At 61.2% G+C, this 8,917-nt stretch carries 9 protein-coding genes and 1 pseudogene; 4 read left to right on the plus strand and 6 right to left on the minus strand.

The window, feature by feature from the left end; all coding sequences use genetic code 11:
- The 3 genes and pseudogenes from QZ964_RS20005 to QZ964_RS20015 form a co-directional block, all read left to right on the plus strand.
- Positions 1-163 (plus strand): annotated as a pseudogene (locus QZ964_RS20005) (IS5/IS1182 family transposase); the annotation flags it as partial.
- 148 nt (positions 164-311) lie between these two features.
- Positions 312-905, plus strand: a complete 594-nt coding sequence (locus QZ964_RS20010) for a hypothetical protein (protein WP_292533851.1) — start codon at positions 312-314, stop codon at positions 903-905.
- A 173-nt stretch (positions 906-1,078) separates the two neighbouring features.
- Positions 1,079-1,675, plus strand: a complete 597-nt coding sequence (locus QZ964_RS20015; RefSeq protein ID WP_292533854.1) for a superoxide dismutase — start codon at positions 1,079-1,081, stop codon at positions 1,673-1,675.
- Between the two features lie 80 nt (positions 1,676-1,755).
- Here QZ964_RS20015 and QZ964_RS20020 read toward each other — a convergent pair whose 3' ends face one another.
- Together QZ964_RS20020 and QZ964_RS20025 are read right to left on the minus strand one after the other, a co-directional pair.
- Positions 1,756-2,304, minus strand: coding sequence for an SRPBCC family protein (locus QZ964_RS20020; protein WP_292533856.1), 549 nt, complete (start codon positions 2,302-2,304; stop codon positions 1,756-1,758).
- Between the two features lie 181 nt (positions 2,305-2,485).
- Positions 2,486-3,688: a pyridoxal phosphate-dependent aminotransferase gene (locus QZ964_RS20025; RefSeq protein ID WP_292533857.1), complete on the minus strand. Its 1,203-nt coding sequence runs from the start codon at positions 3,686-3,688 to the stop codon at positions 2,486-2,488.
- Positions 3,689-4,173: 485 nt separating this feature from the next.
- Between QZ964_RS20025 and QZ964_RS20030 the strand changes: the two genes are divergently transcribed.
- Positions 4,174-4,407 (plus strand): hypothetical protein, encoded by a 234-nt coding sequence (locus QZ964_RS20030; RefSeq protein WP_292533859.1) that lies wholly within the window; start codon positions 4,174-4,176, stop codon positions 4,405-4,407.
- Positions 4,408-4,624: 217 nt separating this feature from the next.
- Here QZ964_RS20030 and QZ964_RS20035 read toward each other — a convergent pair whose 3' ends face one another.
- From QZ964_RS20035 to QZ964_RS20050, 4 genes are all read right to left on the minus strand, one after another.
- Positions 4,625-5,203 carry a copper chaperone PCu(A)C gene (locus QZ964_RS20035; protein ID WP_292533861.1) on the minus strand — a complete coding sequence of 193 codons (579 nt, stop codon included), beginning with the start codon at positions 5,201-5,203 and terminating at the stop codon, positions 4,625-4,627.
- A 115-nt stretch (positions 5,204-5,318) separates the two neighbouring features.
- Entirely contained in the window at positions 5,319-7,244 is a 1,926-nt protein-coding gene (locus tag QZ964_RS20040) for a c-type cytochrome (RefSeq protein WP_292533864.1), read from the minus strand.
- Between the two features lie 112 nt (positions 7,245-7,356).
- The gene (locus QZ964_RS20045; RefSeq protein WP_292533867.1) at positions 7,357-7,773 is read right to left on the minus strand and encodes a copper resistance CopC family protein; all 417 of its coding nucleotides are present in this window, start codon (positions 7,771-7,773) and stop codon (positions 7,357-7,359) included.
- A 65-nt stretch (positions 7,774-7,838) separates the two neighbouring features.
- Positions 7,839-8,453, minus strand: a complete 615-nt coding sequence (locus tag QZ964_RS20050; protein ID WP_292533869.1) for a hypothetical protein — start codon at positions 8,451-8,453, stop codon at positions 7,839-7,841.
- Positions 8,454-8,917: the final 464 nt, after the last annotated feature.

Raw genomic sequence — 8,917 nt, forward strand, 5'->3', positions numbered from 1 at the left:
TCGATCTGCCGTCGAGCACGTCTTCGCGCATCAGAAGGGATTGATGGGCCTTTGCGTTCGAACCATTGGGATCGCGCGAGCCAAGGTGAAAATCGGCCTGGCCAATCTCGCCTACAACATGCGCCGCCTCGTCTGGCTACGAGGGAAATACGCCGCTGTGTGAGTCTCGGCGGCCGAAGAACCCTCCGCGCGGCGGAGCCGCTCGCGGAAATCGACCTCGATATCCCAAAAGCGCGCCAGCAAATCGATGATCAGCAAGATTGCGCCCGTCCGTCAGCCGAAAACCCGGTAATTGGGGGCGTCCAACTGGGATGCGCGGCCTGTTCGCCGGCGCAATGATTGCGGTCGCGGCCATTGTCGCCGCGCCGGCGGCTGCCTTTGCGCACGGCGGCGTGGCGCTTGAGCAAGACGAATGCGTGCTTCGGATCGGCCCGAACGTCATGCACTTCATCGGCTATCAGCGCGTCGGCGAAGATCTGGAGTTTTGCGAGGATATCGCCAATACCGGACCGACCGTGATCGCGCTCACCGCCGTATCGCCAAAGCTGCGCGACATGGCGATCGGCATCCGCGTCGTTAAAGACGTCGGCGAAGAAAAGGAAAAGGCCAACCTCGACGCGATCACCGTCGCCTATATCGAGCCGAAGGTCTATCGCAACGGCACGATGACCTTCGAACACGACTTCAAGGATTCCGGCCATTATGTCGGCATCGTCACCGCGCGGGACAGTCTCGGCAATGAATGGGTTTCGCGCTTTCCGTTCTCAGTGGGAATCTATACCTTCCACGGATTGATCGAATACATTCTCTATGCAGTCGGCTTCGTCTCGCTCGTCGGACTGCTGTGGTGGGCGCTGCGCGCCAGCGCAAAGAAAAAGCCGGCGACGGGCGACGCGATCGCCTGAGGAAGCGGCCCGAAGATTGCAGCACGGCTCGGTCGTCACCGAGCCGTGCTTTTTTGTCGCCAAAAAACGAACAGAGCGGCGCCGTTCGTGATCTCGCGATATTGCCGCATGTCGCGCGGGGGGCTAGTTAACGCGTGCAGCTGACGCTCGGCTAACTTATTCGGGAGAAAATTATGTCGTTCACACTGGAAGACCTGCCCTATCCCTACGACGCTCTGCAGCCTTATCTTTCGCGCGAGTCCTTCGAATACCATCACGACAAGCATCACGCGACCTATGTGACGAACGCCAATAACCTGGTCAAAGGCACCGAATATGAAGGCAAGCCGATCGAGGAAGTGATCGTCACCGCCTATAACCGCAACACGCCGATCTTCAATAACGTCGCCCAGCATTACAACCATCACCACTATTGGAAGTGGATGAAGCCGAACGGCGGCGGCGCCATTCCCGGCAAGGTCGAGAAGGCGATCATCGACTCCTTCGGCTCGGTCGACAAATTCCGCGAAGAGTTTCAGAAGGAAGGCTTAGGCCAATTCGGCTCGGGCTGGGTGTGGCTGGAGGCGAAGGATGGAAAGCTCGCCATTCGCAAGACGCCGAACGCCGAGAATCCGCTGATTCATGGCGCCGCGCCGATCCTCGTCGCCGACGTCTGGGAGCACTCCTATTACATCGACTACCGCAATCGCCGCGCCGACTACCTAAAGGCGTTCCTCGACCATCTCGTCAATTGGGAGCATGTCGAGGAAATGTTCGACGCGGCGGCGTAGCGTCACTTCTCCGTTCGCTCTTCGCGCGGCGCGTCTTAACTGACGAGCCGCGTATTTCTTTCGGCGCAGTTGTTGCGCGATCAGCCGGCGGCGATCTTTGGTTGCGACTCGACGACCCTCTTGAGATCGGCGAGCCCCTTTTCGAACTGCCGGCCGAGCGCTTTGTCGACGTTAAAAAATCTATACATCGCCTTGCCGATGAATTCGTGGCGGCCGGACATCGCCCAGGTGACCTCCGTGCGGTTCTCGCCCATCGGCTTGAGATCGAATTGCACGTCATTGTTGGCTTTGAAAGGCTTCTTGAATTCGAGCTTGATGCGAACGCGCTCGCCCTGACGGCTCTCGACGATCTCCATGCGGCCGACGCCGACCTCCTTGTTCCCGGACCATGAATAGGTCGCGCCATAGCCCTGCGGCGTGCCACCATATTCGGCCGTCATTTCGGGATCGAGTTTGGCCCAGGGCGACCAGTCGCGCCAACTGTGAAAGTCGTTGATGTGCCGGAACACGGTCTCCGGCGGCGCGTCGATCGTCGTCGAGCGCGCGATGCGAAAACTATCCGGCAGGAAGGAGATGTAGGCGATCAGCGCGCTGAGCAGAGCAAGGAAAACGAGAGCGAAAATCGTCATGGTGCAGGTCTCCCGCAAGAAGGCGCCGTCTGTCGGCGGAAGACCGACGAGCCGGCAATCCAGTTCCGCGCTCCCTGGCGCGAGACTTCGCTTTTTCGGCGAAGCGCTCGCATGAGGCCGCCGCCCGATGCGCTGACGCCAGTTTAGGCTGGCGCGCGCAATGCGCAACGCGGCGCCAGGGCTAGACGAGGCTGCCGCAGAATGTCTGGATTTTTCGGCAGGCGTCTTCGAGAAGAGCGTTCGACGCGGCGTATGACACGCGGAAATTCGGGCCGACGCCAAAGGCCGAGCCCTGGACCACGGCCACCCCCTGCGTATCCAGGAGTTCGGTCACGAAATCCTCGTCGGTTTCAATGACCTTCCCCTTCGGGGTCTTGCGGCCGATGGCGTCCGCGCAAGAGGGAAACACATAAAAGGCCCCCTCGGGCGTCGGACATTTCAGATATTTGGCCTGGTTGAGCATCGAGACCACGAGATCTCGGCGCTCCTCGAAGGCCTTGCGGAAAACGGCAAGATGGTCCTGCGGCCCTTCGAGCGCCTCAACGGCGGCCCATTGCGCGATCGAACAGGCGCCCGAGGTCTGCTGCCCCTGGAGCAGGTCCATGGCCTTGATCAGGGCGCTCGGCCCAGCGGCGTAGCCAATGCGCCAGCCGGTCATGGCGTAGGCCTTGGAGACGCCGTTCATGGTCAGCGTGCGCGCCATCAGCGCCGGCTCGACTTGGGCCGGGGTGACGAATTTGAAATCGCCGTAGACCAGGTGCTCGTAAATGTCGTCGGTGAGGACATGCACCTGCGGATGGCGCAGCAGAACGTCGGTCACTTTCTTCATTTCGTCGAATGCATAGGCCGCGCCGGATGGGTTCGACGGGGAATTGAGCACCAGCCACTTGGTCCTAGGCGTGATGGCGCGCTCGAGCGCCTCGGACTGCAGCTTGAAGCCGTCCTCCATCCGCGTGTCGACGAAGACGGTCGTTCCCCCGCAGATCGCCACCATCTCCGGGTAGCTCACCCAATAGGGCGCCGGAACGATCACTTCGTCGCCGGGGTTGAGCGTCGCAAGAAACGCGTTGAACAGAATATGCTTGCCGCCGGTGGCGACGATCGTGTCCGAGGCTTTGTAGTCCAAGCCGTTTTCCCGCTTGAATTTTTTGGCGACCGCCTCGCGCAGCGGCGGAATGCCGAGCACTGGCGGGTAGCGCGTCTCGCCGCGATCGATCGCGGCTTTCGCGGCGGCGCATATATGCGCGGGCGTATCGAAGTCGGGTTCGCCGACAGAGAGGCTGATCACCTCCCGCCCCTGGGCGCGCAAGTCGCGCGCCTGCTGAGTGACGGCGATCGTCGCCGAGGGTTTCACGCGCGACAGGGCGTTGGCGAGAAAGGTCATTGCGTAGGGCTTCCTGCGGAGGGCGAGTGCGGCGCACCATAATTTGCGCGCTTTAGAGCCGCAATGAGATTCACGAGGCGTAGCGCCTCGGGCGCGCGGACGGCGATCGACTACGGCTTTCGAAACTTTCGCGCGGCGCGGCCTGCGCGATCGCGCGCGCCAAAAGTTTTCTTCGCCATCCCGCCGCCACGCTTGGCCCGTAAGCTGACCATCAGCGTTTCATTAGGAAAATCAATTGGGTTTTGCCAAAAGCGCGCGAATCGCCGACTGAAATTTGGATCAACTTGAACGAATCAATATTGCCAAGCGTTAACTTGGTTTCACCGACTACTTAAAAAATTTATAAAATTTCTGAAAAGTGATGCAACTTTTTTACCCCATCCTCGTTTCTGTCTTGAGAACGCAGCGCCGCGAACTAATCGCGCGCGCGCCCTGGGGAGAGGCGCAAGCGTTACAAAAGGGCGAATGCGAGAGGATCAGGGACAATGTCGCTCGTTGATAAATTTGAAGATCAGATGGAGCCGGCTTTCACGCGTAGTTTCGACAGGGACTCAGCGCGTCGCCAGTTCCGCGTTTCACTCCTTCTTGTCGCCGCGATGGCAATGGCTGCATTCGTCCTCGGCTTCGCTCTGCCCATCGGCTCGCCCGCGCAGAAGGCCACGCCAGTGGCTACTGACAGCGGCGTCTTTGCCGGACGGCTTGTGACGATCGACCGCTAAGGCGATCGACCGCTAAGGCGATCGACCGCTCATCTACGCCAGCATTTCGCAGCAGTCTTAAGAAAACGCGCGTCCGACGACGCGCGCTTTCTTTTTGGCTGTCCGAATTTGCCTGGCCAAGTTTGCCGGGCCAAGCGTGTGGGTCCAAGTCCTGAAAAACCGGCTGCCTGTCGAGCGGCCGGTTTTCGCGTTTGCAGACCGCTTCAATCGCCTGCGCTCACTTCTTTTCCATGTGATGATCGTGATGTTCATGCGCGCCGCCCTCCTTGGGGCCGGCAGAGTCCTGGCCGTGCGCCTTCTGCCAGCGCTCCATGGCTTCGGCGTCATGCGCATGGGCTGCATCCGGCGCGTCGATCGCCGCATCAACCTCCACTTCGCCGGCCTTTTCGAAGACGAGCGTCATCTCCAGGCCCCAGCCCACCTCGAGATGCTTCTTGATGTCGAGAAGCGCGACATAGGCGCCGCCCGGCGCGAGCGTGACTTTCGACTTTGGCGGCAGAACTACCGGCGTGACGAGCTCGAGCTTCTTGGCGTCGCCGTGAACTTCCGCTTTGCCGAATTTTCCCGATTTGACGGCGATCAGCTTATCGGCCGTAGAGCCATTGTTGTGCAGCATCGCATAGAATTGCGCCTTGTTGTCGCCGTCGACCGGCGCGCGCAGCCAAGGGTGCTCGACCTTCAGATTGCCGACATCATATTCGTGGGCCGCGGCGGAACCGCGTAGGGCGAAGAGCCCAAGCGCCGTCCCCGTCAAGAGCGTCCCTCCGGTCAGCAAGAAATCACGCCGCTTTAGCATCTGGCTTCTCCCCTTCTCCGCCGGACTGTTCTCCCCCGGCCTGATTGCATCATGACGAATGACGCGCCCATCGGATACCGCCGCGCGACAGTCTCGCTTGCGACAATAGGGCGCGCTAATGCGAGTGCAGGCTGATTTCGATCAAAGGTTCACGGGCGAATTCGGCGACGAGGCCGGCCAGTTTCTGGGCATTTCCGTCATTGGGCGCGAAAGCGCGGAAACGCGCCCGAATATAGCCGGAACGGTCGACGAGAAAATGCGCCTCTTCAATCTCCTCAGAGGGCGTTTCGTTGGGGTAGCGATTGATCACCGAATAGGCGGTCTCGACCCCCTTGGGATGAACCGGCTCCCGACCTTTCGCCTCCTGAGGGCAGGCTGCGTCATAGATCGTCGCGTGGTTCGCGCCGACGGCTTTTGCGGCGTCATGAGCGATCTTGACGCTCTCGGCGCGCGCCTTCGGATCGCCGTTCGGGGAACCGCAGCGCGCGAAGGAGATCAACGTCGGCACGCCGCGCAGCCGGTAGAGCGACGTCGCCTCCTCGTGCGGATCGATCAGCGCGAAGTCGGGCGCGATCAGCCATTGAATCATGGGCTGAGGGCTCATGAAGCGGGCGCGGTTTGAATAGGACATCATCAGCAGGAAGTTGATCACATCCCAACGGTCGTCGACGTCGAGCTGCTCTCTGAAGCCCGGCATGACGCCGCTTTGTCCGCCGTGGGTCAGCCAGTGAAATATGTCGCCGATCGTATGGGTGCCGACGTGAGGAGCCGTCAGATCGGCGGGTTGCACCGCGAGCCCCTGCGCGTTCCTGAGATCCTTGGCGAGCGGCCCATTGCCTTCGCCCTGATCGCCGTGGCAGCTGGTACAGTTCTCCTTGAAATGGGTGAGTCCCCGCGCCACCGACTCCGCGGTGTAGTCCTGCGTCGGATCGTCGTAGGTGTCGGTGTAAGCCTCGGTCGCAAAGGACACGGCGAGGGAAATCAGCGCCGCGGCGGAGACGGCCGGCGTCGCATAGAGGCGATACGGACGGGCGCCGGGCGTCCACCAGACCAGAGCGGCGACGATAGCGAGAACGACGGCGGCAATCCCCCACCACCAGATCGAGCTGAACATCGCGGGGTTTTGTCCCCAGGTCGCCAGATAGGATAACCGAAACGGCAGCGGCCAATAGAGACTGGTCTCATGCGCGGCCGGCGTGATGACCGCGATGTAGCCCGCGATCGAAAGCAGCGCGAGCGCGAACGCCGACTCGCCCGCCCCTACCCTGCTGTACCAGGCGACATTGAATTCGCCTCGAGGCCGTCGCGTTATGTAACGCGCCAGCGCCAGCGCCGCGAGCAAAACACCGCACAGACATATCAGCTTCAGCGTCAACATCCGGCCGTAGGTCGTCGCCAGCATATTGGGAATGCTGCCAACGTTCTCCCAGGCGATCGCAAATCCAGTGACGGCAACGATCGCCATGGCGACTTTTGCGATCAAGGACCAGCGTTCGGCAAGCTGCGTCGCGACCTCCGGCGGCTTGCCGCGCGCGGTGAACATCCACCAGACGAGACCGAGCAATCCGCCCAACCAGACAAGGCCCGCGGCCGTATGGAGAAGGAAGCTCGCCTGCGTCCAGCGCGGCAAGCCGTCATCCACGGCATGGCCGGTCACCGAAACGACGGCGAGGAGAACGACGCCGACCCACAGCGTCACCCGATCGAGCAATTCGGACACGATGAAGAGCCGCGCCGCCGTGAGACCGGCGAACAGGAACGCGATCAGTTGCGTCGCAATCCAGGCGTTCCCCACCGTGGTGTTGGCGGCGAACGCCCACAGCGTTTCCAATTCGACCGGACGATCGGCGGGAAAGATCGAGAGCGCGGTGACATAAAGCAACGCGAAGCCGAGCACGGCGCGCGTCAACGCCAGCGCCGCCACAGCGGGCTTGAAACGCGCGCCATCCTCGCCGATGAGACGCGGCAAGAGCAGAAGTCCGACCGCAAGGGCCGAGGGCAGGCTCAGAAGGAGGCGGATCGCCGCTAGAGACAAATACATTTTTCTTTCGCCCGACGTCCTCTGGCGTTGATCTCCCTGGCTGCCGCTAAGAGGCGAGAATGAGCGGCGTGTCGCTCAACGCGCCGCGAGCCAGCCATTGGCGCGGTCGCGCTTACTTCGCGTCGACGGTGAACTCGTAGTTCCCTTCGACGATGTGCCCGTCGCTGGAGAGCACGCGGTAGCGCACGATATATTTGCCTGGCGCGAGTTCCGGCGCATTCGCCGTCAATTCGCGCGGCTTGCCGGGCACCGCGGCGTTGCCTTCGCCAAGCACTTTTCCGTCGAGCGTCTCGACGGTGATCTTCGAGTAGGACGGCTCGACCCCGCCGCCGAATTTCAACTTGATCGTCTTTGGCGGCGCCGCCACATGCTCCTTCGACGAAGGCGTCGCGTCGACGAGGAAGGAATGCGCGACCGCCGAAGTCGCTCCCGCAACGGAGAGGACGATGGCGAAAGCTCCACCGACGGCGAAGCCGAATCCCGCCGGACGGCGCGGGCGCATCGGCGAAGTCCTGTCAGCGTTGGTCATGGCGTCTCCCCGGAGGCGCGCGCCTCCTCTTTTGTTTTTTGAGATGTAGATGCGCGGCGCGACGTTCAAGACGCGGCGACGCCAGCGGCGTCCTTCTTCTTGGAGGACGGATGCGTATGTTTCCAATAAGCGAAAACAATGCCGGCGATGAGCACGGTTCCGGCGATCTGCGGCACCCACGCCCACAAGGTTTCGCCGACCGTGAATTTGAAGTCCGACGTTTCCTGCGCGCCGTCGGGGCGCGTCAGAGTGACGAGACCGATATAGTGGCCGTTATCCTTGAAGTTGTGCTCCAGATTGAACGTGCCTTTGGTGTATTTCGTCGCGGGACGATAAACCTCGGTCAGCGCCTCGAGGTCGGTGTCTTTCGTGATCGGCGTCAATGGATCGCGAATGATCCGCAGCTCGAGCGGCATGTCGCGGAACGCTGGATTTTCGATGTCGAACACGAGAATCGTCGGGCCGACGCTCGGGATTTCGGCGCAATATTCGCTGCGCGATTTGCCCGGCTGATAGGCCGTGATGTGGATCATGTCGTAGCCGAACATGACCATGCACATATTGCCCATGGTCATCGCCTCGGGGCCGGCGCCGCCTTCCGACGCGCTCAATGGGAGCGCCAAAGCCAGCGAGAAAAGCCCGCCGAGAACTGCGGCTGCGAGGCTACGCCAATTCTTCATTTCCATCCCTCGATCAATTATGATTTCAGAGCTGTCGCTCTTCTTGGCGACCTTCGTAAGCCCTGTCGCTTCTATAGCGGATTTTTGTCTCGCGGCTCCATTTTTGTCATCGACATCGCGTCGCGGCGCCGCAGAACGCCGATCGTCTATATTTGACAAATGCCACAAAACGACGCGAGCGAAATCGGACGAGAGATTTGCGTCCAAAAGACGCACCGCGAGCCCGCGGTTGTCGCCCAGCACTCCCCGACTCCTGAGCAGTTGTTTCAAAGGCCCGCAATCGGGAAGAAACCAGGCGCCCGCCTCAACATTCGTTGAGTGACTGCGTCTGCGACGCGCGGCGCATTGGAGGCTATGTCGGTCTGCGCGGGTTGTCATAGAAAAACCCCCGGCTTTGTGGGCCGGGGGCTCTTTATTTCAATTCGTCAGTATCGCTTAGGGCATGTCGCCGGCGACGAACTTCG

Origin of the sequence: Methylocystis sp. (assembly GCF_021731785.1) — a bacterium.
GTDB lineage: Bacteria > Pseudomonadota > Alphaproteobacteria > Rhizobiales > Beijerinckiaceae > Methylocystis.

Coding starts and splice junctions, on each gene's coding strand:
- QZ964_RS20010 (WP_292533851.1), top strand. CDS start 312: ATGCGCGGCCTGTTCGCCGGCGCAATGATTGCGGTCGCGGCCATTGTC.
- QZ964_RS20015 (WP_292533854.1), top strand. CDS start 1,079: ATGTCGTTCACACTGGAAGACCTGCCCTATCCCTACGACGCTCTGCAG.
- QZ964_RS20020 (WP_292533856.1), bottom strand. CDS start 2,304: ATGACGATTTTCGCTCTCGTTTTCCTTGCTCTGCTCAGCGCGCTGATC.
- QZ964_RS20025 (WP_292533857.1), bottom strand. CDS start 3,688: ATGACCTTTCTCGCCAACGCCCTGTCGCGCGTGAAACCCTCGGCGACG.
- QZ964_RS20030 (WP_292533859.1), top strand. CDS start 4,174: ATGTCGCTCGTTGATAAATTTGAAGATCAGATGGAGCCGGCTTTCACG.
- QZ964_RS20035 (WP_292533861.1), bottom strand. CDS start 5,203: ATGCTAAAGCGGCGTGATTTCTTGCTGACCGGAGGGACGCTCTTGACG.
- QZ964_RS20040 (WP_292533864.1), bottom strand. CDS start 7,244: ATGTATTTGTCTCTAGCGGCGATCCGCCTCCTTCTGAGCCTGCCCTCG.
- QZ964_RS20045 (WP_292533867.1), bottom strand. CDS start 7,773: ATGACCAACGCTGACAGGACTTCGCCGATGCGCCCGCGCCGTCCGGCG.
- QZ964_RS20050 (WP_292533869.1), bottom strand. CDS start 8,453: ATGAAGAATTGGCGTAGCCTCGCAGCCGCAGTTCTCGGCGGGCTTTTC.